The sequence below is a fragment of the Clostridium sp. CS001 genome (assembly GCF_020443565.1).
Classification (GTDB): domain Bacteria; phylum Bacillota; class Clostridia; order Clostridiales; family Clostridiaceae; genus Clostridium_AD.
On record NZ_JAIZZN010000035.1, the window covers coordinates 1 to 25,127 of the forward strand.

Sequence of the window (25,127 nt, forward strand, 5' to 3'; positions counted from 1 at the left end):
AAAAATATTTATGATTAGGTAAATCTTATTGAACCGCCAAGTACCGAACGGTATGCTTGGTGGTGTGAGAGGTCGCTGAATAAATTAATTATTCAGCTCCTACTCGATTATAAAAGAATTAGAAATTATAGCAATAACCATACAAATCAGCCTGATTGTCTATTGTGATGTTACAAGAACCTTCTTATAATCAAATGATAAAGAAGACTTAAGGGGGTACTTATAATGTATTATAGTAATGGAAATTATGAAGCATTTGCTCGTCCTTTAAAACCAGCTAATGTGGATAAAAAGTCAGCATATTTAGTTGGAGCAGGCTTAGGATCATTGGCTGCTGCATGTTTTTTAATACGTGATGGTCAGATGAAGGGTGAGAACATTCATATTTTGGAAGAGCTTAGTTTACCTGGAGGAGCTTGCGATGGTATTAACGACATTCAAAAGGGATTTATTATCCGTGGTGGACGTGAAATGGAAGATCACTTTGAATGCTTATGGGATTTATTTAGGTCTATTCCGTCTATTGAAACAGAAGGGGCTTCTGTTTTAGATGAGTTTTATTGGCTTAATAAAGAAGATCCAAACTATTCTTTGCAGAGAGTAACTATCAATAAAGGTGAGGATGCTCATACTGATGGAAAGTTTGGACTAAGTGATAGAGCTTCCATGGAACTTGTAAAGTTGTTTATGAGTCGTGATGAAGATTTGTATGATAAGAAGATTTCTGATGTTTTCTCAGAGGAGCTTATTAATTCTAACTTCTGGTTATACTGGAGAACGATGTTTGCCTTCAGAGATTGGCATAGTGCATTGGAAATGAAACTTTATCTTCAAAGATTTATTCATCACATAGGTGGACTTCCAGATTTATCTGCTTTGAAATTTACAAAGTACAATCAATATGAGTCATTGATTCTACCAATGGTAAAATACCTTGAAGATCATGGCGTTAAGTTCCAATATGATACTCAGGTAACAAATGTTATTTTTGATATTAAAGATGGCAAAAAGCTTGCTGAGAAAATTATATGTAAGCATAACGGTAAAGAAGAATGTATTAGTCTAACCGAAAATGACTTAGTATTTGTTACTAACGGAAGCTGTACAGAAAATTCTACACTAGGGGACCAAAATCAGGCACCAAAGTTTGATGGATCTATAGGCGGTTGCTGGGAACTTTGGAGAAACATTGCGAAACAAGACCCAGCGTTCGGGCGTCCTGATAAATTCTGTACAAGTACAGAAGAAACATTCTGGGAATCTTCTACAATTACCACACTTGATGATAGAATCCCTCCATATATTGAGAAGATTTGCAAGCGTGATCCATTTAGTGGAAAGGTTGTTACCGGTGGTATAGTTACTGTAAAAGACTCAAATTGGCTTATGAGCTATACTGTGAATAGACAACCTCATTTTAAAGAACAACCAAAAGATCAACTAGTAGTTTGGGTATATGGTCTATTTTCTGAAATTCCAGGAAATTATATCAAGAAACCAATGAGAGAATGTACAGGAGTGGAGATTACAGAAGAATGGCTTTACCATATGGGTGTACCTGAATCTGAAATTCACGATATGGCTACAAATTCTGCAATCTCTATCCCTTGTATGATGCCATATATTACTGCATTTTTTATGCCAAGAACAACAGGGGACAGACCTAAGGTTGTGCCTGAGGGCTGCGAGAATTTTGCTTTTCTTGGTCAGTTTGCCGACACACCACGTGATACAGTGTTCACAACTGAATATTCAGTAAGAACAGCTATGGAGGCGGTTTATACATTGTTAGACATAGATCGTGGTGTACCAGAGGTCTTTGCTTCTTGTTACGATGTTCGTACATTGCTAGATTCTACAGTAAAGATGATGGATGGAAAAAAAGTTACAGAATTGAATCTCCCATTTATGGCGAAGTTTATGAATGAGAAAACAATGCAGTTGATTTCAGGAACAGTTATTGGTACCTTGCTTAAAAGGTACAAAATGATATAAACCAATATAAAATACAAAGGTAAGTTTTAGCAGTCGTCTAATTTGTTTTTAGGCGACTGTTGTAATTCATCTTTGTATTTTTTATGTAGGATTGTATTAACAAATAAAATCAGATTGTGAAAGATGTTATATTATGCAATAATTGAGTATATATAGAGTTTTAATTGTAAAACTTAACTTGAAGCTATATATAATACTTGCTTTGCAAGAACTGTGTGAGGGGTGGGTTTGTGCCTAAAATAAATTTTATTAACAAGTCATATAAAGATAAATTAAGAGCAACTTATACTTTGCTTATGTTTGTAGTTTTAATCTTATTAAGTATTTTTCTATATTTTCAGATGAACCTAACAGTGAAGCCTATTATTGGTAGTATGGGAGAACATGTTGTGAATAGCGAAGCAAACTATTTAGGGGAACGCTTTGATGATCAAGGCAAAACCTTAGAAGTACTTGCTAGTACAGAAGTATTTAAAAATGGCAATATTCCTGCTATTAAACAAGAGCTTGACAATCAAATGCTTAAGAGTAAAGATTTAATAATATCAATTAAATATAAATCAATAACTGGTGAGGAATATGAAAACAATCCATATGATATCAAGACCTTAGATAGGTATGAGAAGGAACTATTAGCTGGAGATAGAAGTAAAGTCAAGACCCCAGCAGTGTTTAATGAAAATCTTGGCGAATATACTGTTTTTACAGGTACAAGGATTATAGATAATAGTGGAAAAATAAAAGGAATATTAATTGTTAACCTCGGGGTTGAAAAAATGGCTGCATCATTAAGTAAAACAAAAGAAGGAGAGCTAAATGAAATATGGATTTTTGATTCTTTTGGTAACGCAATTGTAAATCCAAATAAAGAGCAGCTGTTGATGTTTGACATGGAAAGTTTCAAGAAAAATATTCAAACTAATAAGTTTGGGGAAATAAAACCTATAAGTTCAAAAGATAGGACCAACTATTTAGTTTACCGTTCAATACCTAATACTCAGAATCTATACTTAGCAATGCGCATGGAACATGGAGATTTTGCAAAGGCAGTAAATTTTTTAATGGTTATTTTTTTATGTTTCGCCATCAGTATTTCTGTTCTGATTTTTATTGCTGCAAATAAAATGATAAATTTAATTACAAAACCATTGACTCGTATGGTGGAAATTATCGAGAGTTCTGATGGTATAAATTTTATTGAAATTCCAAATGATCTTAAGGCAAGTAAAGATGAAATAGGAATTCTTGCAAATACTATAGACAAAATGGCCAAGAATATTCGTGCTAATTTACATATACTTAATTCTGAAATTAAAGAGCGTAAAAAAGCAGAGGAATTTCTAATTATTTTAAATGATGATTTAGAATGTCGTGTACAAGAGCGAACCAAGGCATTAACTGAGGTTACAAAAAACTTAACTATTTCCGAAGAAAGATTTAGAATTGCTATGGAGGCTTCACATATTGGATTGTATGATTCAGATTGTATTAGCAACTTATCAGTGGTTAACGGTGTTTTTCTTAAACTGATTAACGCACCAGAGTATAAACAAGGTATTATTAAAAATAGCGATTGGACTGAATTTGATGGGAAATTGGAGGACTATTTGTATGAAGATGATATATTTAGTATTATGCAATTTGGTGAAGATAATGATCTAATGGTAGGTAAGGACTTTTATAAGGAGTTTAGATTAAAGGAAGACCCAAGTATATGGCTTTCATTTATTGGACAAGCAACAAATAAAGATGAATCAGGAAATGTTATAAGGTTTATAGGGGTACTTCAAAACATATCTGAAAGAAAAAGGACTGAAGCCCAGCTTAAGACTGCTAAAGAAGAAGCGGAGGAGGCAAACCTTGCCAAGAGTCAATTCCTTGCAAATATGAGTCATGAAATTAGAACCCCGATGAATGGAATTATGGGACTCACTCATTTAATTAGTCAATCTAATTTAAATGAGTCTCAGAGAAATTATATTTCCAAGATAGAAGGATCATCAAAGACATTGCTTAGAGTTATTAATGATATTTTAGATTTCTCAAAAATAGAGGCAGGAAAACTGGAACTAGAAAACATTAGGTTTAATCTGGATAAAGTATTTGAAAATGTATCTAGTTTATATACAACTTCAGCAACTAATAAGGGTATTGATATTAATTTTGATATAGGTGAAGGTGTACCGGATGTACTAAACGGAGACCCACTACGGCTAGAACAAATTATATCTAATTTGACTACAAATGCTATTAAATTCACAAGGCAAGGCGAAGTGAATGTTGTGGTTAGAGATTATGATGATAGGGAAGAGAAAATTAAGCTGCATTTTAGTGTCACAGATACGGGAATAGGGCTTACAAAAGAGCAAATAGAAAAATTGTTTACTGAATTTACCCAGGCAGACAATTCAATGACCAGAAAGTATGGCGGGACAGGTCTTGGGCTCACAATTACAAAACAATTGGTAGATTTGATGAATGGTGAGATCTGGGTAGAAAGTGAATACGGTGAAGGTTCAACTTTCCACTTTATTATTGAATTTGATAAAGTTTCAAATGCAATAGTACCTAGTTACGAGGGATATCCTGATTTACACGGCAAAAAGGTATTGGTGGTAGATCATAACAAAACTTCATTAATGATACTTGAACGCATGCTACGATCATTTTCACTTGAGGTAACAGTTCGCAGGAACCCATTTGAAACTATTGAATTACTAGAAAGGGAAAACTTTGATTTACTTGTTATTGACTTTAACTTACCAGGATTATCAGGCATTGATTTGTATAAAAGGTTAGTAGTAAATACTGAGATTAAGGTTCCTAAAACAATATTTGTAAGTGCAACCGGGCGTGAGAGCTATTATAATCAGGCAAATCAATTGGGCGTTAAAAACTTTCTTGTCAAGCCTATTAATCAATCCTTAATGTTTGATGCGGTGATAGGTGCTTTTAAAGGAGCAGAAGCTAGGGGGGGTATTAGAGAATACAATGAAGAAGGTCATATGAAGGCTCAAAGTCTGCTTAAAGACAAGCGAATACTACTAGTGGAAGATAATGATATTAATCAACTGGTTGCAAAAGATATTTTAGAGCAGGCAGGTATTCGTGTAAGTATTGCAAGTAATGGTGAAGAGGCAATCAAACATGTTCATGCCAATAAATTTGATGCAGTTCTCATGGATGTACAAATGCCGATAATGGATGGATATAAAGCTACAGAAATACTTAGGGAGACTTATCCAAGTTCCCAGCTACCTATTATAGCAATGACTGCTAATGCACTCAACGGTGACAGGGAAAGAAGCATTGAAGCAGGTATGAATGATTATATTTCAAAACCGATTAATCCGGAGATTCTATTTGAAACCCTTGTAAAATGGCTTATAGGTGATGAGAAGAGAAATATTGAAAGGTCTTTAAAGGTGGACTCATATGAAAAGGTTGAAGTTTTAGATTTCGATAGAACATTAATCCGACTAGGGAATAAGCAAAGCTTCTATTATGATTTATTAAATAGATATTGTGATAATTATAATAACTTAGCAAATGAATTTTCTGCTATGAGGAGAAATAAACAGTATGATGAAGCTAAACGATTTATTCATAGTATTAAAGGTGTTACTGGAAATATAGGTGCGATAAAACTTAGCAGATTTATTACTGAATTTGAGAAGCAATATGAATCTTATGAAGAAGAAAAATTAAATGAAAAGCTTATAACTCTTTCTGATTTAAATGATGAACTTCTGAATGCGATTGCAAAGGTTATATCAAAAGAGAATTCAGAGAAAAAGCAATTAAGTTTGGGTTTTGATGTTTGTGACGCCTTAAATAAGTTATTGGAAGCCTTGAAAAAGGCCCGTGCTAATGAGATAAAGGAAAGTATGAATTATTTATTAGCAAATAAAGAAGCAATGGGATTTATGGCACAACTTACTGAAATAAAAAAGCAGGTAGACCGCTATCGTTTTAAAGATGCTAAGACTATGGTAGAGGACCTAATAAGTGTTATGGGGGAGAAAAATAATGGATAGACAAAAAACCATAATGATAGTGGATGATACAGAAATGAATATTGTTATTTTGGTGGAGGCACTTCAGGATGATTATGAATTAATTGTTGCTATTAATGGGGTAGATGCTATGGAGCTACTTGAAGAGCAAAAACCTGATTTAATTCTTTTAGATATCATGATGCCAGAGATGGATGGATATGAGGTTTTAAATAAAATAAAGAGAAGACGGGACCTAGAGCATATACCTGTTATTTTACTATCAGCAATCACCGATAGTGATTCAAAGAATAAAGGATTTTCACTAGGAGCGGTAGATTATGTTACTAAACCTTTTGAAATTATCGAAGTTAAGGCTAGAGTTAGAACACAAATTAGACTTGAAGAAGCACGGCTTGTTCTGGAAAGTCAGAATGTTGTTTTGGAAGAAATGGTTAAGGAAAGAACTAAGCTTATTGAAAGAACTAACTTTGCTACAATATACTGCCTAGCCGCCTTAGCTGAGACCAGGGATCCGGAAACTGGGGAACATATAAAAAGAACTCAAAAATATATCAAAGAATTGGCACTTGAATTAAGTGCCAAGGAAGAATATAAAGATGTGCTCACGAGTGAATATATTGAGCTTCTTTATAAATCAGCACCACTACATGATATAGGTAAGGTAGGGATAAAGGACAGTATCCTATTAAAACCAGGGAAACTTACGAAGGAAGAATTTGAAGAAATGAAAAATCATACAACCTATGGAGGAGAAGCTCTAATGGTGGGCATAAAAGAATTAGGTGAAGAATCATTTTTGACATTAGCTAAGGAAATTGCACTAACTCATCATGAAAAATGGGACGGCTGCGGATATCCAAGAGGTCTATCAAAACAGGAGATTCCTATATCCGGAAGGCTTATGGCACTTAGTGATGTATATGATGCTCTTATCAGCAAAAGAGTTTATAAGGAAGCATTTAGCCATGAAGAGGCTAAAAGTATTATTCTAGAGGGTAGAGGAACCCATTTTGACCCAGATGTTGTTGATGCCTTTATAAAAAGAGAGGCCAATTTTATTGAAATTATGAAAGAATTTAAAGATAAGTAGGGCTATAAATAAAAAAAGGGTAAATGTTTATCTTTTAGATTATTAACTTAAAAAAAGCAACGAGAAATCTTTCTCGTTGCTTTTTTTGAAATTATGGTTTAGCTAGCTTCAACCACATCAAACTGACTGTTATAAAGATTTGCATAGAATTCACCTTTTGTAAGAAGCTCTTCGTGATTTCCTTGTTCTACTATATCACCGTGATCCATAACGAGAATCAAATCAGCGTCACGAATGGTTGATAAACGATGAGCGATTATAAAGCTGGTTCTATTCTTCATTAAGTTATTCATAGCTCTTTGGATTAGAAGTTCAGTACGAGTATCTACAGAGCTTGTTGCCTCGTCTAAGATAAGAATCTTAGGATCAGCAAGGATTGCTCTAGCTATAGTTAATAGTTGTTTTTGTCCTTGAGATACATTTGATGCTTCTTCATTAAGTACCATATTATATCCATCTGGCAAAGTATGAACAAAGCTATCTGCATGTGCTGCTTTAGCTGCTGCTATAACTTCTTCGTCTGTTGCATCAAGACGGCCATAACGAATGTTTTCCATTATACTAGCATTATATAGCCAAGTATCCTGTAGTACCATACCAAACATTGAGCGAAGGTCATTACGAGTGAAATCATTTATATCATTACCATCTATTTCAATTGCACCTTCATTAATATCATAAAAGCGCATTAAAAGTTTTATAATGGTAGTTTTACCTGCACCAGTAGGTCCAACAATAGCAACCTTTTGTCCAGGCTTAATTGAAGCAGAGAAGTCATTAATTATAACTTTATCGGCATCATATCCAAAGTGAACATCTTTGAATTCAACATGCCCTTTAACCTCAGTATGCTTAACTGGAGTTGAGGTTTCTTTTACTTCTTCTTCTTCTTCTAAGAATTCAAATACACGTTCTGCTGAAGCAGCAGTTTGCTGAAGTATATTAGAAATATTTGCAAGTTGAGAAAGTGGCTGAGTAAACTGACGCACATATTGAATAAATGCTTGAATATCACCAACTTCGATAGTTCTCTTTGCTGCAAGATAACCACCCAATATACATACTGCCACATATCCTAAATTCCCCACAAAGTTCATAAGGGGCATCATTATACTAGATAAGAACTGTGATTTCCATGCTACACCAAAGAGCTTGTTATTCATCTTATCAAATTTTTCAACACTTTGCTTTTCACCATTAAAGGCTTTCATTACAATATGGCCACCATACATCTCTTCTACATGACCATTTACATTACCTAAGTAATTTTGTTGCTGCTTAAAGAACTTTTGAGAATTCTTTACAATCACCATAATAAGACCCATAGATAAAGGAATCATTAACATGGATACTAGGGTTAATTGCCAACTTATAGTTAGCATCATAATCAGTACACCCACAACGGTAGTAACTGAGGTAATAATTTGGCCTAAACTTTGATTAAGTGTTTGACTAAGAGTGTCAACGTCGTTAGTGACACGTGATAACACTTCTCCGTGGCTTGTTTTATCAAAATATTTAAGTGGCATACGGTTAATCTTCTCAGAAATATTCTTTCTGAAATTATAACTTACCTTCATAGATACTTTGGACATTATGAAACCTTGTACGTAACTAAATAATGAGCTTATAACATATAATCCTACAAGTAGAATCATAATTTTACCTATATAATCAAAATCTACATTACCAGTGCCAGCTATCTTCGCCATAACGCCTTCAAATAATTTTGTAGTAACTTTACCTAAAATTTTTGGTCCTACTATGGAAAATACAGAACTTGCAATGGCAAATATAAGTACTAAAAGCATTGACATCTTATACACGCTTAGATAATTAATAAGTTTTTTCATTGTGCCCTTAAAGTTACGGGCCTTTTCTCCACCTACCATTGGGCCTGGGCCCATAGGACCTCCTCGTCTAGGAGGACGCTTTTCTTTTATATTATTCTCGCTCATGCTAATTCCTCCTTTGAAAGTTGTGATAGTGCAATTTCTTGATAAGTCGGGCAACTTTCCATAAGTTCATTATGAGTACCCATGCCAACTATCTTGCCTTCATTAAGTACAATTATCTGCTCTGCATTTTTAATTGTGGATATACGCTGCCCTACTATAAGAAGAGTGCTTGAAGCAGTTCCATCCTTAAGCGCCTTTCTAAGTGCTGAATCTGTTTTAAAGTCAAGTGCAGAGAAGCTATCATCAAAAATATAAATTTTAGCTTTCTTTACAAGGGCACGGGCAATAGATAATCTTTGCTTTTGGCCTCCTGATACATTTGCTCCACCTTGGGATATCTCACCTTTGAAGCCTTCAGGTTTTTCATTTATAAATTCCATAGCTTGCGCAATTTCAGCAGATTTTCTTAGTTCATCTTCGCTGGCATTTTCATCTGCATATCTTAAATTAGACTCAATAGTACCTTGGAATAAAGAACCTTTTTGAGGTATATATCCAATTTGATCACGTAGTTCATGTTGAGTTACTTGTCTTATGTCTACACCATCAACAAGAATTTCACCACTAGTTATGTCATAAAAACGAGGAAGTAAGTTTACTAGTGTAGTTTTACCTGAACCAGTAGAACCTATAAAGGCAGTGGTTTTACCTGGCATAGCTGTAAAGCTGATATTTTTAAGTACATCCTCTTCAGCACCTGGGTATCTAAAACATACATTTTTAAATTCTACAAGGCCACTTACTTTTTCATTAAAGTGTTTAGGCTCTTTTGGGTCTGTGATACTAGGTTCTATTTCTAAAACCTCGTTAATTCTCGAAGCAGAAACGGAAGCTCTTGGTATCATAATAAACATCATAGACATCATTAGGAAGGCAAACAAAATTTGCATAGCATATTGCATAAAGGCCATCATATCTCCTACTTGCATGCTTGAAGTTGCAATCTGATGTGCACCTACCCAAACTATGAGAAGTGTAACTCCATTCATTACAAGCATCATTGCTGGAAATAAAGCTACCATTACACGATTTACAAATAGGTTTGTGTTTGTAAGATCTTTATTTGCCTTGTCAAATCTATCTTCTTCAAACTTCTGAGTGTTAAAGGCCCTTATTACCATCATTCCTGAAAGGTTTTCACGAGTAACTAAGTTAAGCCTATCAATAAGTTTTTGAATCATTTTGAACTTAGGAAGAGCAATTGCAAATACTGTTCCAATCAAACCTATAAGAACTATAACTGCTAGTGCAATAATCCAAGACATAGATGAACTCTTATTAAGAGCTTTAAGCACACCACCAATACCAAGCATTGGTGCGTAAATTATCATTCTTATACCCATAACCACAACCATTTGAACCTGGGTAATATCATTGGTAGTTCTTGTTATTAATGAAGCAGTTGAAAATTTATCAAACTCTGCATTAGAGAAACTTTCAATTTTTGTGAATATACTTTTTCGTAAGTTTCTTGATAGGCCAGCAGCAGTTCTTGAAGCCAAAAGTCCAACTCCAACGGTACAAGCTGCACCAAGTAAAGATAATAAAAGCATGAATCCACCTGCACGAAGGATATAACTACTTTGAAGTTTATCTGTATTAACTCCTAAGGCATCATATTCAGCTTTAATGTTAGTGGTAGCTGCTTGAACTATCATACTATCACCTAAGGCTACAAATCTTTTATCACTTTCTTCGCTTATCTTAGCACGCTGATCAGCTGGAAGCTTTCCAAGCATTGCAAATAAATCAGTGTTAGCTGGTAACTTTGTTCCATTTAAGTTTATCTCTCCACCTTTTGCATCTTCTTTCATTTTTTCAACTCCAGAAACTGCAAGGAGAGCTTTACCCATTATGGGGTTTAATTTGTCTATCTCTGTTTTTTCAATTTCTTTTAATACATAAATAGGCTCTTTTTCTAAGTTAGGGTATTCTGCAACATATTTATCGTAATCTGAACTTGATTTGTTTACTAATGTATAATTGCTAGAAACCTCAGCCTTGTCAGTATCATTAATGAATAACATAAGTTTATCCATTTTACTTTCTCTAACTGCACTCGGTACCGCACTTTCAATACCATGTTGTTGAATTCCCTTATTTACAATGTTAGACATGTAGTCTGGTAATGCAAGATCGGACATAGCTTGCACGTACAATAAAATAATTGCGAGAACAACCATGGATATAAAGGGTTTTAAATATTTTGCTAATTTGAACACTGCGTAATCAACTCCTTATCTGTTTTAATGTGATTAAATCTATTAGTGAGTATCATCTTTATCATGATTGTCTATTAATCGTTCTAAAGCACTTAATCCCTTTAATATTAGTTCAATATCTTCATCAGTAGCTTTGCTAATTGCATCTTCAAATGTCTTTTCGATTTTAGAAAAGTTTGTTTTACAGTTTTTTTGAGCATTAGAGCTGACCTTTACATTGACAACCCTTCTGTCATCTATACTTCTAGTTCTTTCAACTAAACCCTGCTTTTCTAATCTGTCAATGATTCCAGATACAGTACTATTTGACAATCCAAGTTTTTCACTTAAATCACTTACTTTCATTTCACCATCATGAGATAGAATACCCATCATCATACCCTGAGGTCCCGTCAAATTTGTCTCACCAAGGTACTGTCCCATAATATGTTTTATTCTATGACCTATTCGTTTTAGAGATTTAAATATTATAATTCCATTGTTAAGTTCGCTCAATTTTTCACCTTCTCTCTTAATAGTTTCGATGTAAACGTTTCGCACAGAAATCTTTCGTATAGATATGTTTCGTATGCAAAACATATTTTACGCCTTAAATTATTATCTGTCAATATAAATAATTAAATTCTTAAATGTAGATTACTTTTTACATATTACCTTTTTTATTAAGTGTAAAAGGGAATCTCAGCATAAATATAAAAATACATTAAATTATTCTATATATTGGAATATATATGAGAATATGATATTATATAATGGTAGTCATTTTATGGGTGAAATGCTACTTTACGTCATATAGAGTTTAAAAGGGGGATTATTATGAAAAGGTTCTTATCATCTATTTTGATCACGAGTATTCTATGTTTAAGCACAACGTCTGTTTTTGCATTAGGTGAAAATCCAGCAGCATCTAAAGTAGCAGAAAAGGGGATAGAACAGTCTCAAAATCTAGTTGAAAAAGGTACAAAGAAAGTATCTGAGGTTATTGAAGAAGTAAATGAATCTGTAGTTGCAGTCATAGGCAAAAATACAAAATACAGAGAACAAGAAGAAATATTCTCGAAGTTCCCAAAGAATTTACAACACGGATCAGGGGTTGTAATAGGTAAGGACGGAAGAATTCTAACGAATAATCATGTAGTAGATGGGTTAGAAGAGATTTATGTAGTTGCATATGATGGGAATGTTTATAAAGCAGAACTTCTATATGCAGATAAGGAAATTGATTTAGCACTATTAAAGATTAATAGAACGGATTTAAAACCTATAAAGTTAGCAATTGAAAGTGAAATAAAAGTTGGGGATGATGTTGTAGCAGTAGGCACACCTTTATCTTTCGGATACAGAAATAGCGCTTCTAAAGGAATTGTAAGTGGGCTAGATAGACCTGTAGACAGTATGTACACTTATTTACAGACAGATGCAGCTATAAACCCAGGTAATAGTGGTGGTCCACTTATCAATATGAACTGTGAATTAGTTGGTATAAATACGCTTGGATATATGTTTTATCAAGGAATGAGTTTCTCAATTCCTGTAGGAAATATTAATTATTTTAACGATCATTATAATAAATTTGGAAAAATTAAAAGATGTTTTACTGGTATTGAGTTTGAAGAAAACTGGGCAGCAATGCTTGGGCTTCCAACTAATCAAGGATTAAAGGTAGTAACACTTCAAAAGGATGCAGTTGTAACAAACAGTCAAGTAAAAGAAGGAGATATGTTAGATTTCATTGATGGTAAGGCAACAACCTCCATAGCTCATTATAATGAGATTTTAAAAGGGCATTTGCCTGGAGATAAAGTAAAATTAAGCTTTAGCCGTGGAGATAAGAAGTTTGATATAGAAGTAGTTCTAAAAGAACAGTTAAGCAAAGAAAATAAAGATGGAAAGGAGAAATAGAAAATGCATAAAAATAGATTCACCGCTACGTTACTTACTCTTTGTTTAGTACTTGGACTAGCAGCTCCAACAGTACAAGCTAAAGAGGCTGATGGCAAGATTGATTTATATCAAGTATTTTCTAATAAAGCAGATCAAATGAAAACTGAAGTGGGAAGCCGTATATATAAATGGTCTATGCACCTACCTGATGATGGAATTGTTTATAAGTCAGATAGAGCAAATTATTTTAATATGGCAACAAGTAGTTATAAGTCATCTGTTCAATTACAAGTTGAGAAAAATAAGGATGAGCTATCATTAGAAGAGTTACTATATAAAATGCAAAATAATACGACACAGCAATTCTATAGATTTGAACAAGAAAAGGAATTAGTAATAGATATCGCTGAAGATAATTTGGGAGAAAAGTATATTCGTATAATTAAATCTAACCCATTTATAGATTATTATTTGATAGATACAGCAGCAGAAGAGATGGGTGAATATGTTGAGAATAGAATTTATATAAAAAATAATTATGTATACAATTTAACAATAGCTATGAATGGGCAGTTCTATAGAGAGCATGAAGAAATGTTTGAAAAGTTATCATCTTCCTTTAAACTTTCCTTCGACGAAAAAAACCTATACATTAAGGAGTTATCAGATTCAGTTAGTACTACTAGGGAATATAAGAATACAAGTTATGGGTGGAAATTAGTGATGAGCCCTTATTGGAAAGTGGAAGGAGCACCTAATGCTCGTACCCAAATGCTTACGCCAGTATACAGTGATGAGGAGCTATCACAAGTGAAAAAGCCTGAAGAAAAGGCTGAAGAAATAAGAGTGCCAGAAGGAGTTAATGTTAGTTTAATAAGCTCAGCAGAAAAGGATGAAACTGCCTCAAAATGGGCAGAAGAAGATATAAAGGCATTAAAAGAAAAGTATAATAATGAAGTCTATGAAATATTAAGTAGTGAAACAAAAAAACAAGCAGATACAAATGTTCATCATGTGGTAGTTAGGTATAAAACAGTAACCCAAAACCCTTATGTAGTGCACAGTTTATATGTTATAGGAAATGGGTACAAGTACTTAGTAACTGCAACAATGAAGGAAGAGCAATACAATGATGCTAGTAAGAGAGCTGCTTTTGAAAATATGCTAAATTCATTTAGTTTAGATAAAGCATGCATAAGTAAGCAGTTAGGTAAAATTATTTCAGCTAAATCACTGATAAATTTAAATGATTCAAAAGAAGTAAAAATGAAAAAATATGACTTTGTAGCAAAGGTAACAAAAAGATTTAATACCTTTAGAGATGAACAAAACTTTTATTATGAAGAGTATATGAATTATAACAATGGGTACAGAGGTAATATAAGCAACAATGAATATATTAGCGTATCTGATCCGATGAGTAATATAAATGTAGATATGAATGCAGGACTTGACACAGCAGAGATGAAAGAAGCTATTAAAAATAGAGCTGAGATTTATTTGAACGATGATGAAATACGCATGGGACTTGCAAAGATTAAAATTAAATCAGCACAATATAGTGGTGCAGAAATTTACTACATTGAAAAGGAATATGATTTAAGTGCTATCAAGAACTTCGTAAAAGAAGATGTTACAAAGATATATGATTTAGAACAGTTACGAAATCAATATGAGTATATAGTTAAAATAGGAAAGGATACGTACACTCAAAGTATTACTTTACCTGTTGCTAATATGACTTCAAATAACAAAGCTTATGTTAATAGTATATGGGAAAATACTACTATAAACAAAATAAATTATAGCAAAATGAATATTAATTGGAGTGAACACAAGCTTGAAGAGTTTGATAAAGAAAAGAATAAATAAATTATAAAAAAAGGCAGGGTTAAATTTAATCCTGCCTTTTTTTAGTTATCACTATTTCATATTAGATATAGCTCCAGATAGAAAAGGTATTAACCAAATGATCCAAACTACTATGCTAAATTTATGGAATTTTGATATCATATTTTTATTTTTCTTAAATAGAACTACTGCAGCCCATATAGCATGAATAAGCATTAGAGCTATAGCAAGAACACCAGTAAGTGCGTGGAAATTAAATCCAGTTATTACTTTGTCCGAATTACTTGCTATACTTTCCATAAGTAAGGTACCAGTTGTATCACAGATGAGTCCTAATAGAAATAAACTCAAATGCCAAGGCTTTAGTGTTCCTTGAAGTTTTTCACTCCATACACCAATTGTATAAAATACAAGGGCTAAGGTTATAAAAATAATTGCATAAGTTAACATATACTAATCCTCCGTTTTTTATTTATATTTTTAAATTATCATATAACTCATCGAAACTTATAAACTTACTTTTGTTTAGGTACATTATGTTGGAAACTATAAGTTCAGCAAGCTTGTTAGAGGGAAGTGTGGATACTACATTTCCTTTGGCTCTTTCGATATCCAGAAGTTCACTTATTTTAATGTATAAAATATCATATTTATTAGTTTCTATACACCTAGGATCCTCTTCACTAGCAGTGGCCATTTCATTGAATATTGATATATAGCTACTTACAAACCCACCTATGGATAAATATATCTTTCTAAACTTTTCTTTGCAAGGTTCCTGGGTAAGCTTTAGCTCATCTACTAGGTTAGATACTTTCTTCCAATCTTCTCTAAAGATTTCTGCGGCAAGTTGTTCTTTAGTAGAAAAATAATTATAAAAGGTACCTGTACCTATATTGCAACGTTTTGCAATTTCTCTTATGCTCAAAGCTTTGAAATTTTCAGTTAGTAGGATAGTCTTAGCTTCTGAAAGTATAGTTTCTCTTAAGTTTTTTATAACCTTTGGCATTTTGTCACCACCTTTATGAACTATGTTCACTATAACATTATAATTTTAATAGGTCAATACAATGCTAAAAATATATTTACTTTTTTAATAATTATAAAATTTATAAGAACCTAAACTAAACCCTATTGAAATTTACATAACTTTGAAGTATACTTAGTATGAAAGCGGTAACATATTTCAGAAGATTAAGTCTTGTAAGTTGTATATATGCGTTATAAACTAAAGTTAATAATTATTTACATAAGAAGTTGTAGGCATTTTCCTAAACACAAGGAGGACTAAAATGGCAGTGACAATAAGCGATATTGCTAAAGAGGCTATGGTATCTCATGCAACAGTGTCAAGAGTCTTAAATAATTCAGGTTATGTAAAAGACGAGACAAGAAAAAAAGTTTTAGAAGTAATAAAAGATCTAAATTATACACCTAGTGCTATAGCTAGAAGTTTATCTACAAGTAAAACTAATACTATAGGCGTTATAATTCCAGATATAAACAACTTGTTTTTTGGAGAAATAATTAAAGGCATTACTGAAGTTGCTGATGAGCATAGCTTAAATATAATTCTTTGTGATACTGATGAGAATAAAGACAAGGAACTAAAAGCTATTAATGTGCTTAAAGAGCAAAGAATTCAGGGGCTAATTATAACACCAACCTTCTACAAGGAAACAGGTAATAGTGAAAACTTAAATACTCTCAAGAACTTAGGAATTCCAATAATCTTAATTGATGGTCATGTGGAATATCTTGATTTTAGTGGAGTCTTTATTGATCACATAAAAGGTGCTTATGATGGAACAACTGCATTAATAGAAGCAGGCCATAGAAAAGTGGCGATAATTACTGGGGATATGAATTCTAGGCCAGCAAGAGAGAGATTACAAGGGTATGAAAAGGCCTTACAAGCTAATAATATTGCTATAGAGAGTGAATATATATTTTATGGCGATTATAAATATGAAACAGCTTACGAAATCACAAAGCAAATATTGAAAATGGATAATAGACCTACTGCTATTTTTGTAAGTAGTAACACAATGATTTTAGGATGCATAAGAGCTTTTTATGAAGAGAAGCTAAGCATACCAGAGGATATGGCTATTATGGGCTTTGATAAGATTGATGTCTTAAACATAATAGGCATGAACATTAGTTTTATAAACGGTCCATCTAATGAACTTGGCAAGATAGGTATGAAGATGTTACTAGAACTATTAAGTAGCAAAAAACGTAATGAAGTTAAAAGGGTAACAATTTTACCAGAGCTCGTATTAAGAGGATCAGAAAAGTATATAAAAAAATAAATATATATAAAATATAAAGGAGACGATTAACTATGAAAATTCAGCAATATATAGACCATACATTATTAAAACCAGAAGCATGTGAGGAAAGTATTATAAAAATTTGTGATGAAGCAAAAGAATATGGATTTGCTTCTGTTTGTGTAAATGCATATTACACATCATTAGTAGCAAGAGAATTAAAAGGAAGCTGCGTAAAGACTTGCGTAGTTGTTGGATTCCCACTTGGAGCTACAACTAAAGAAGTAAAGGCATTTGAAGCAAACCAAGCTATCGAAAATGGTGCGCAGGAAATAGATATGGTAATTAATGTTGGAGCTATAAAATCAAACAAATATGATGTGGTACGTGAGGATATTAAAGCAGTAGTTGATGCAGCTAGCGGACGTGCTCTAGTAAAAGTAATACTAGAAACTTGTCTTTTAACTGATGAGGAAAAAATTAGAGCATGTGAAATAGCAAAAGAAGTAGGGGCAAACTTTGTAAAAACCTCAACAGGATTCTCAACTGGGGGAGCAACAGTTCATGATATAAAGTTAATGAGAGAAACTGTAGGAACTGATATGGGAGTTAAGGCATCAGGAGCGGTAAGAACAACGGAGGATGCAAAAGCTGTTATTGAAGCTGGAGCCAGTAGAATAGGTGCTAGTAGTTCTATAGCAATTGTTAATGGTACAAAGGATTCAAATTCTGGTTATTAGTTTCAAGAATATATAAGGGATTTAGGGGTGAATGATATGAGAATGTATGATTTAATAATGAAAAAAAGAGATGGTAGAGAACTTACTACAGAAGAAATTAACTTTTTTGTAGATGGATATACAGAAGGAATTATACCAGATTATCAAGTTTCAGCATTGATGATGGCTATATACTTTCAAAAGATGAATGAGAGAGAAACAGCAGATTTGACAATGGCAATGGTTAACAGTGGTGAAACCATTGATTTATCTGCAATAAAGGGTGTAAAGGTTGATAAGCATAGTACTGGTGGAGTAGGGGATACAACTACATTAATACTTGGACCTATTGTTGCAGCAGCTGGAGTACCTGTTGCTAAAATGTCAGGAAGAGGTCTTGGACACACTGGCGGAACTATTGATAAGTTAGAAGCTTTTGAAGGCTTCTCAACTGATATGTCCATTGAAAAGTTTATGCAAAATGTAAATGAGCATAAAATTGCCATAGGTGGCCAAACTGCTGATTTAGCACCAGCAGACAAAATGCTATATGCACTTCGGGATGTTACTGCAACTGTTGACAATATGTCTTTAATTGCAGGAAGCATAATGAGTAAAAAAATAGCTTCTGGAGCAGATGCTATAGTGCTTGATGTTAAAACAGGTAGCGGTGCATTTATGAAAAGTGAAGATGATGCCTTTGAACTTGCGAGAGAAATGGTAGGTATAGGAACAAATGTAGGTAGAAACACTATTGGTATAATAACTGATATGGACCAACCACTAGGATTTGCAGTTGGTAACGCTTTAGAAATAAAAGAAGCTATTGATACATTAAAAGGAGAAGGTCCGGAAGATCTTACAGAACTTTGCTTAACACTCGGAGCTCATATGCTTGTGCTTGGTGAAAAGGCAAAGAATGCAGAGCAGGCAAGAGAAATCCTTAAAGATATTATAAAATCAGGAGAAGGCCTTGCAAAGTTAAGAGAACTTGTGGTAGCACAAGGTGGAAACCCAGCCTTTGTAGATGATATGTCTATGTTCCCTATGCCTTCCATTGTAGCGCCTATTATATCAACAGAAGAAGGATATGTAAAAGCAATAAAAGCTGATGATATAGGAGTTGCAGCCTTAGTTCTAGGTGCAGGACGTGAAACTAAAGCCAGCGTAATAGATTTAGCAGTAGGTATTGTTCTTCATAAAAAAATTGGAGATTTTGTAAAAAACGGCGAGGCTATTGCCACTATTTATGCTAATAATGATGAAAAGCAAAAGATATCTGAAGAAATGGTATTAAAAGCATATGAAATAGTTAAAGAAGAAATAATAGCTAAGCCGTTAATAAAAGGAATTGTTACTAAAGACGGTATTACAAGATTTTAACAACCTTCGTTTATAGTAATAATATTAAGGGTTACAGCAGCATATAAATTGTTGCTGTAACCCCTAATAAATGCGTAAATAATATAAGATTATGGAGGGTTCAAATGAGTAACCTACTTAAAGCATTAAAAATAGGAAATTTAGAATTAAGTAATCGTCTAGTAATGCCACCCATGGCTACATCAAAATCTCAAGAAGACGGTAAGGTAAGTGAAGATATTTTAAATTATTACAAAGAAAAATCAGAAGGTGGATACATATCTTTAATTATCATTGAGCATAGCTTTATAAATGTGAAAGGGAAAGCAAGTAATGGTCAACTTTCAGTATCTATGGATAGCGATATTGAAGGATTGAAGAAGTTAGCAAAAGTAATTCAGAAAAATGGATCAAAGGCCGTTATGCAAATTAATCATGCAGGAGGAGCGGCTACTAGGGACGTGACAGGGACTACTCCTGTTGGGCCATCATCAGTTCCAAATCCTCGTTTTAAAGAGAAGGAAATTCCACAGGAGCTTTCAAAAGAGGAAATAGAAGAAATCATTGAAGACTTTGCTAAAGCAGCAGGTCGAGTTAAGGAAGCAGGATTTGATGCGGTGGAGATACATTCAGCTCATGGATATTTATTGAATCAATTCTTCTCACCCCTTTCTAATAGAAGAGAGGATGAATATGGTGGAGATGTGAATAAGCGTATTCGTATTCACTTAGAGATAGTTCAAGCAGTGAAAAAAACCGTGGGAAATGATTTTCCAATCCTTTTAAGATTGGGTGCAGCAGATTACATAGAAGGTGGTACAGTAATTGAAGATAGCATAATTGCAGCTAAGGAATTTGAAAAGGCAGGAGTACACATTCTAGATATTTCTGGTGGATTCCTTGGATATATGATGCCAAATTCAAATGAGCAGGGATATTTTTGGCCATTAACAAAGGCTATTAAAGAAGTTGTATCTATACCGGTAATTTTAACCGGTGGAATTACAGAAGCACAAGCAGCTGAAAGGCTATTGGCTGAAGATAAAGCTGACCTTATTGGAGTTGGAAGAGCTATTTTTAAAGATTCTCAGTGGGCAAAATCAGCTATGGAAAGCCTGAAATAATATATGCACTGCATTTAAAAGTAATGTTAGTATAGTTTCTGTAAGGGGATTGTACCAACAGCCTAAAGCAAGGAGGAGGAAAGCTCAAAAGAGTGGACTCCTTTTTTTATTTCTTAATTGAGTTAAACTACACTTTAGGGTTACAATGTATATAAGACTGGAGGGATACATAGTGAATATTCTAATTGTAGAAGATGAACAGGATATAAGGGAACTTTTAGAGATGCATTTATCAAAAGGCGGATACAATATCTTCACCGCAGAGGATGGTGTGGAGGCCTTAAATATATTTGAAACTATAGATATAGATATCGCTTTGCTTGATGTTATGATTCCGAAGCTAGATGGATTTAATGTTCTTAAAAAGATTAGGGAAACTAGCGAAATACCAGTAATTTTTATAACAGCAAAGGAAGAAGAAGCAGATAAAATTAAGGGACTAGGGCTAGGTGCAGATGATTATGTGATAAAACCTTTTAGTCCCATTGAGATAGTTGCAAGAGTTAAGGCTCAACTAAGACGTTATTATAAGTATACTAATAAGATTCATAAAACCACAATAACAATAGGAGAGCTAACGCTAGATAAGGAGAGTTGTAGTATTTGTAAAAATAACGTAGAACTTGCTTTAAATCAAAAGGAATATAGATTACTTGAGTTTATTATAGAAAACCCCGGGAAGGTATATACTAAAAAGCAACTATATGAAATAGTATGGGGCAATCCATATTACGGAGACTCTAATACAATTATGGTGCATATAAGTCATATTAGGGAGAAGGTTGAAGATGACCCTAAAAATCCTAAATATTTAAAAACTATAAGGGGAATAGGATATAAAATGGAGCAACAACATGATTAATAGAAACGTATTAAAGAAAGTAGTTACAGCACTTAAGAGCAAGAAAATGGCTACCCAATTATTTATAAATTATATTTTGTTTTTGATTATTTTAATTGGGATTCTTGCATTAACTATGGTGGCATTAGTATTTTATCTTTCTACTTATTATAATGAGTCACCTACAATCAACACCACGGCAGAACATATTATAAGGGAGAATTATAAGGATATTAATGTTTCAGAGGTTAGAAAGTATAAGGGATATGTAGAAGTGCTTGATAAAGATCTAAAGATAATTATGCAAAGTGGTAGCAAACATGAAGTCGGATTTAAGTATCCAATACAATACTTTCACGATATGGTTACTAATAATTTAAAGGATGGTTATTTTTACTCTAGTAAGTATGCTAATGAAGGTGACTTTATTTTAATTACCGCTATGCCTAACAGTATTTATGATACATATACTTGGGGAATTGAACATATTGAGCGGCTAGGAGAAGCTAGTAAAACCAAAAGGACTAGACTTAACTTTTTAGAGATATTCCCTTTTATAATTCTTATATTCTTGTTAACTACAATGATACTTTATTCTAAGCTTACATCAAGGGTATTTGTAAAACCTCTAAAAAAGCTTTTGCAAGGGGTTAATACTTTAAAAAACGGAGAATATTCAGCTAGGGTTGAAATTAATTCTTTAAATGAAATAGGTCAATTAAAGGATGCCTTTAACTTAATGGCAGAAAAAATACAAGAGGAAACTTTACTTAAAGAAAAGTCTGAGAAGAATGCAAAAAGAATGATTCTTGATATATCTCATGATTTAAAAAATCCGTTAACAAGTATACTAGGATATTCAGAATTTTTATTAGAAAATGATGATATCTTACTGGAAGATAAAATTAAGTTATTAAGAGTTATAAATAACAATAGTAGACGTGCAAATGATTTAATTCAAGACTTATTTCAATTTTCACGCGTGGAAAGTACAGAATATAAATTAGACATAGGTAAACATGATATTGGTGAATTTCTAAGAGAACTTATTGCAGGCTATGTTCCAATGATGGAGCAAAGTGGTGTGAAATATGAGATTGATATTACTGAAGATGAGGTTGAGATATATTTTGATAAAAAAAACTTAGATAGAGCCTTAAGCAACATTATATTAAATGGTATTAAATATAATGAACCCGGGATTACAATCAGCATAAAGCTATTAATAGCAAATAAAAGGGCAGTAATTATTATTAAAGATGATGGAGTTGGAATACCTAAAGAGTTTCATGAAAGTATTTTTGAACCCTTTGTTAGAGTAGATACTACAAGAAACTCTAGGACCGGTGGCACAGGACTGGGGCTTTCAATATCAAAAGCTATAATTGAAAAGCACGGAGGAAACATATATTTAGTACAGGATATAGATAAAGGCTGTAAATTTGTAATCACACTAAAAGGGGATAACTATGACGGATAAATATATACTTACCATAGATTGTGGAACACAGAGTATAAGGGCACTTATTTTTGATAAAGAGGGAACATTAATTGGCAAGAAAAAGCAGGAGTTTGATCCGTATTTTTCAAATCGTCCAGGTTGGGCGGAGCAGGACCCAGAGGTTTACTGGAATAACCTATGCATAGTGTGCAGGTTACTTAAGAAAGACTGTGAGGACATTTGGAGTAAGATCAGTGGCGTAGTTGTGACAACCCTTAGGGACACCTGCATTAACCTCGATAAGTATGGGAATGTGCTAAGACCAGCTATACTTTGGCTTGATCAAAGAGTAGCGGATAAAGTTAAGCCCTTTTCAAGCATTGAAAACATGGCTTTTAAAACTATTGGGATGAAAGAAGCTATTAGAGTATCCCAAAAAAAGGGAAAGGCCTTTTGGATAAAGCAGCACGAACCGGAGATATGGGAAAAGACAGATAAATATATTCTTATTTCAGCATATTTTCATTTTAAGCTTACTGGAAATATTGTAGACTCTGTAGCTAACCAAATAGCACATATACCTTTTGATTATAAAAATAAATGTTGGCCCAAAAGTGACCTAAGCTATAGATGGACGCTTTTTGGAGTGGAAAGAGAAAAACTACCTATGCTCATAGAGCCTGGCGAAATCATAGGACAAGTAACAAAGGAAGTTGAAGAACTTACAGGTATAAAAGAAGGAACTAATGTAATTGCTGGAGCTTCGGATAAGGGCTGTGAGACACTAGGGAATGGGTGTTTTAACACGGAATGTGCAAGCATCAGTTTTGGAACTACTGCAACAGTACAAACTACATCAAAGAAATATTTTGAACCAATAAAGTTTATGCCATCTTATCCTTCAGCGATGCATGGATATTATAATCCAGAGGTAGAGATATTTAGAGGCTATTGGATGATAAATTGGTTTAAGAAAGAGTTTTCTATGAGAGAAATGAAAGAAGCTATTGAAAAAGGAATATCACCAGAAGTTCTCTTAAATGAAAGATTAGAAGAAGTGCCTCCGGGGTCTCATGGGCTTATTCTTCAACCTTATTGGACTCCAGGGCTTAAGATGCCTGACGCTAAGGGAGCAATAATCGGGTTTGGGGATGTACATACCAGGGCGCATATTTACAGAGCTATTATAGAAGGAATTAATTATGCACTGCTTGAAGGTATTGAGAAAATAGAAAGAAAATCAGGAAAAAAAATAAAAGAGATTGCTGTTTGCGGTGGAGGTTCGCAAAGTGATGCTATTTGCCAAATAACTGCGGACATGCTAAATAGAAAAGTATTTAAAGGACAAACTTATGAAATCTCGGGGCTTGGAGCATCCATTATAGGATATGTATCATTAGGAGTATATAGCTCCTATGAAGAAGCCATAAGACATATGTTTAAAAGGGAGAAGGAGTTCACTCCAAACGCTTGTAATGCTGAGGTTTATTCAAAGTTATATAGGAAAGTATATACAAAGATTTACCCTAGTCTTAAGAATTTATATAAGGACATAAAAGAGATAACAGGGTACCCAGAATATTAAATTTGTGAATTTAATGTGATTTTTTAATATTTTTAGGGTATAATTGAAGTGAAAGTTATTAATATTGCAGCTTCGTAGAAGATGATTTAATGTGTCTGTAGAAGAGGTAAAGATAAAATACTATAAATATTTAATATTGAGGGGAGTAATAAAAATGGTACAAAGGATTAAGGTTAATTTAGAAGCGGTAGAAGCTATGCTTTATTTTTGGCAAGCAGCTAGCGAAAAGGACAATATTGCAGAAAAGTTTTTTTACGATGTAGCAGACATGGTGGCATTATCTTGTGCCTATGACGCAGAATTTAATGCTGAATCAGTAAGAAGAGCTTTAAGTGCAATAAAGAACAGAGAGCCTTTCGTTGGGAACAAGAAGGAGTTAAAGTTCTGGAACAATAACATGTGGATGATGGAGGATTTTGAATATACATTCTCTATGGTAAAACCTATAAAAAAACTTAACCTAGATAGCATGGTAGGTAAACTTAAACAAGAAAGTGGTACTAATAAATATGAAGAATTAGAGGTTATATTTGCACCACTACATTCAGATGAGTACATAATCACAGGAAATAAATTAGTAATTAATTTCTTTAGAATAAAACCTGATCTTGTAAGTAGCGAAACACATATAGCAGATAAAGAACTTAATGTATATATAGAAGAAAAGTTAAATGAATTAATAAGTAAATAAATATTTAAGAGGTGGAATAACCAACAAGGTTTAATACAGCGTTGGTTATTTTGCATTATATGAAAGGGA

The 25,127-nt window shown here is 33.3% G+C and carries 18 protein-coding genes; 13 read left to right on the forward strand and 5 right to left on the reverse strand.

Going from position 1 to position 25,127, the window contains the following annotated elements; translation table 11 throughout:
- The first annotated feature begins 225 nt into the window (after positions 1 to 225).
- From LGK97_RS17305 to LGK97_RS17315, 3 genes are all read left to right on the forward strand, one after another.
- Positions 226 to 1,995: an oleate hydratase gene (locus LGK97_RS17305; RefSeq protein WP_226261091.1), complete on the forward strand. Its 1,770-nt coding sequence runs from the start codon at positions 226 to 228 to the stop codon at positions 1,993 to 1,995.
- Between the two features lie 230 nt (positions 1,996 to 2,225).
- Entirely contained in the window at positions 2,226 to 6,032 is a 3,807-nt protein-coding gene (locus tag LGK97_RS17310) for a response regulator (protein WP_226261093.1), read from the forward strand.
- A complete protein-coding gene (locus LGK97_RS17315; RefSeq protein ID WP_226261095.1) occupies positions 6,025 to 7,104 on the forward strand; it encodes a two-component system response regulator in 1,080 nt (359 codons plus the stop codon). Before LGK97_RS17310 ends, LGK97_RS17315 begins: the two co-directional genes overlap by 8 nt.
- Before the next feature lie 98 nt (positions 7,105 to 7,202).
- Here the strand turns inward: LGK97_RS17315 and LGK97_RS17320 are convergent, their stop codons facing one another.
- From LGK97_RS17320 to LGK97_RS17330, 3 genes are read right to left on the reverse strand one after another with little or no spacing between them, the layout of a single operon-like run.
- Positions 7,203 to 9,062 carry an ABC transporter ATP-binding protein gene (locus tag LGK97_RS17320; RefSeq protein WP_226261096.1) on the reverse strand — a complete coding sequence of 620 codons (1,860 nt, stop codon included), beginning with the start codon at positions 9,060 to 9,062 and terminating at the stop codon, positions 7,203 to 7,205.
- Positions 9,059 to 11,284 carry an ABC transporter ATP-binding protein gene (locus LGK97_RS17325; RefSeq protein ID WP_226261098.1) on the reverse strand — a complete coding sequence of 742 codons (2,226 nt, stop codon included), beginning with the start codon at positions 11,282 to 11,284 and terminating at the stop codon, positions 9,059 to 9,061. Before LGK97_RS17325 ends, LGK97_RS17320 begins: the two co-directional genes overlap by 4 nt.
- Before the next feature lie 42 nt (positions 11,285 to 11,326).
- Positions 11,327 to 11,779 carry a MarR family winged helix-turn-helix transcriptional regulator gene (locus LGK97_RS17330; protein ID WP_226261100.1) on the reverse strand — a complete coding sequence of 151 codons (453 nt, stop codon included), beginning with the start codon at positions 11,777 to 11,779 and terminating at the stop codon, positions 11,327 to 11,329.
- Between the two features lie 321 nt (positions 11,780 to 12,100).
- Between LGK97_RS17330 and LGK97_RS17335 the strand changes: the two genes are divergently transcribed.
- Together LGK97_RS17335 and LGK97_RS17340 are read left to right on the forward strand one after the other, a co-directional pair.
- The gene (locus LGK97_RS17335) at positions 12,101 to 13,186 is read left to right on the forward strand and encodes a S1C family serine protease (RefSeq protein ID WP_226261102.1); all 1,086 of its coding nucleotides are present in this window, start codon (positions 12,101 to 12,103) and stop codon (positions 13,184 to 13,186) included.
- A gap of 3 nt (positions 13,187 to 13,189) precedes the next feature.
- On the forward strand, positions 13,190 to 15,040 hold the full coding sequence (locus LGK97_RS17340; protein ID WP_226261104.1) for a hypothetical protein: 1,851 nt from the start codon (positions 13,190 to 13,192) through the stop codon (positions 15,038 to 15,040).
- A gap of 51 nt (positions 15,041 to 15,091) precedes the next feature.
- On the opposite strand, the gene LGK97_RS17345 is transcribed toward LGK97_RS17340, so the two are convergent.
- Positions 15,092 to 15,469 (reverse strand): HsmA family protein, encoded by a 378-nt coding sequence (locus LGK97_RS17345; protein ID WP_226261106.1) that lies wholly within the window; start codon positions 15,467 to 15,469, stop codon positions 15,092 to 15,094.
- A 22-nt stretch (positions 15,470 to 15,491) separates the two neighbouring features.
- On the reverse strand, positions 15,492 to 16,028 hold the full coding sequence (locus LGK97_RS17350; protein ID WP_226261108.1) for a TetR/AcrR family transcriptional regulator: 537 nt from the start codon (positions 16,026 to 16,028) through the stop codon (positions 15,492 to 15,494).
- 283 nt (positions 16,029 to 16,311) lie between these two features.
- Between LGK97_RS17350 and LGK97_RS17355 the strand changes: the two genes are divergently transcribed.
- From LGK97_RS17355 to LGK97_RS17390, 8 genes are all read left to right on the forward strand, one after another.
- Entirely contained in the window at positions 16,312 to 17,334 is a 1,023-nt protein-coding gene (locus LGK97_RS17355) for a LacI family DNA-binding transcriptional regulator (RefSeq protein ID WP_226261110.1), read from the forward strand.
- Positions 17,335 to 17,366: 32 nt separating this feature from the next.
- On the forward strand, positions 17,367 to 18,035 hold the full coding sequence (gene deoC / locus LGK97_RS17360; protein WP_226261112.1) for a deoxyribose-phosphate aldolase: 669 nt from the start codon (positions 17,367 to 17,369) through the stop codon (positions 18,033 to 18,035).
- 36 nt (positions 18,036 to 18,071) lie between these two features.
- A complete protein-coding gene (locus tag LGK97_RS17365) occupies positions 18,072 to 19,397 on the forward strand; it encodes a pyrimidine-nucleoside phosphorylase (RefSeq protein ID WP_226261114.1) in 1,326 nt (441 codons plus the stop codon).
- A gap of 104 nt (positions 19,398 to 19,501) precedes the next feature.
- Positions 19,502 to 20,500 (forward strand): NADH:flavin oxidoreductase, encoded by a 999-nt coding sequence (locus tag LGK97_RS17370; protein WP_226261116.1) that lies wholly within the window; start codon positions 19,502 to 19,504, stop codon positions 20,498 to 20,500.
- 172 nt (positions 20,501 to 20,672) lie between these two features.
- Positions 20,673 to 21,362, forward strand: a complete 690-nt coding sequence (locus LGK97_RS17375) for a response regulator transcription factor (RefSeq protein ID WP_226261118.1) — start codon at positions 20,673 to 20,675, stop codon at positions 21,360 to 21,362.
- Entirely contained in the window at positions 21,355 to 22,821 is a 1,467-nt protein-coding gene (locus LGK97_RS17380; protein WP_226261120.1) for a sensor histidine kinase, read from the forward strand. The genes LGK97_RS17375 and LGK97_RS17380 overlap by 8 nt, the downstream gene beginning before the upstream one ends.
- The gene (locus LGK97_RS17385; protein ID WP_226261122.1) at positions 22,811 to 24,367 is read left to right on the forward strand and encodes an FGGY-family carbohydrate kinase; all 1,557 of its coding nucleotides are present in this window, start codon (positions 22,811 to 22,813) and stop codon (positions 24,365 to 24,367) included. The genes LGK97_RS17380 and LGK97_RS17385 overlap by 11 nt, the downstream gene beginning before the upstream one ends.
- Before the next feature lie 154 nt (positions 24,368 to 24,521).
- A complete protein-coding gene (locus LGK97_RS17390; protein WP_226261124.1) occupies positions 24,522 to 25,058 on the forward strand; it encodes a hypothetical protein in 537 nt (178 codons plus the stop codon).
- Positions 25,059 to 25,127 lie beyond the last annotated feature (69 nt).

Excerpts from the sequence above, each read along its gene's own strand:
- LGK97_RS17305 (WP_226261091.1), top strand. The coding sequence starts at position 226 with ATGTATTATAGTAATGGAAATTATGAAGCATTTGCTCGTCCTTTAAAA.
- LGK97_RS17315 (WP_226261095.1), top strand. The coding sequence starts at position 6,025 with ATGGATAGACAAAAAACCATAATGATAGTGGATGATACAGAAATGAAT.
- LGK97_RS17320 (WP_226261096.1), bottom strand. The coding sequence starts at position 9,062 with ATGAGCGAGAATAATATAAAAGAAAAGCGTCCTCCTAGACGAGGAGGT.
- LGK97_RS17335 (WP_226261102.1), top strand. The coding sequence starts at position 12,101 with ATGAAAAGGTTCTTATCATCTATTTTGATCACGAGTATTCTATGTTTA.
- LGK97_RS17340 (WP_226261104.1), top strand. The coding sequence starts at position 13,190 with ATGCATAAAAATAGATTCACCGCTACGTTACTTACTCTTTGTTTAGTA.
- LGK97_RS17345 (WP_226261106.1), bottom strand. The coding sequence starts at position 15,469 with ATGTTAACTTATGCAATTATTTTTATAACCTTAGCCCTTGTATTTTAT.
- LGK97_RS17350 (WP_226261108.1), bottom strand. The coding sequence starts at position 16,028 with ATGCCAAAGGTTATAAAAAACTTAAGAGAAACTATACTTTCAGAAGCT.
- LGK97_RS17355 (WP_226261110.1), top strand. The coding sequence starts at position 16,312 with ATGGCAGTGACAATAAGCGATATTGCTAAAGAGGCTATGGTATCTCAT.
- deoC (WP_226261112.1), top strand. The coding sequence starts at position 17,367 with ATGAAAATTCAGCAATATATAGACCATACATTATTAAAACCAGAAGCA.
- LGK97_RS17365 (WP_226261114.1), top strand. The coding sequence starts at position 18,072 with ATGAGAATGTATGATTTAATAATGAAAAAAAGAGATGGTAGAGAACTT.
- LGK97_RS17370 (WP_226261116.1), top strand. The coding sequence starts at position 19,502 with ATGAGTAACCTACTTAAAGCATTAAAAATAGGAAATTTAGAATTAAGT.
- LGK97_RS17380 (WP_226261120.1), top strand. The coding sequence starts at position 21,355 with ATGATTAATAGAAACGTATTAAAGAAAGTAGTTACAGCACTTAAGAGC.
- LGK97_RS17385 (WP_226261122.1), top strand. The coding sequence starts at position 22,811 with ATGACGGATAAATATATACTTACCATAGATTGTGGAACACAGAGTATA.
- LGK97_RS17390 (WP_226261124.1), top strand. The coding sequence starts at position 24,522 with ATGGTACAAAGGATTAAGGTTAATTTAGAAGCGGTAGAAGCTATGCTT.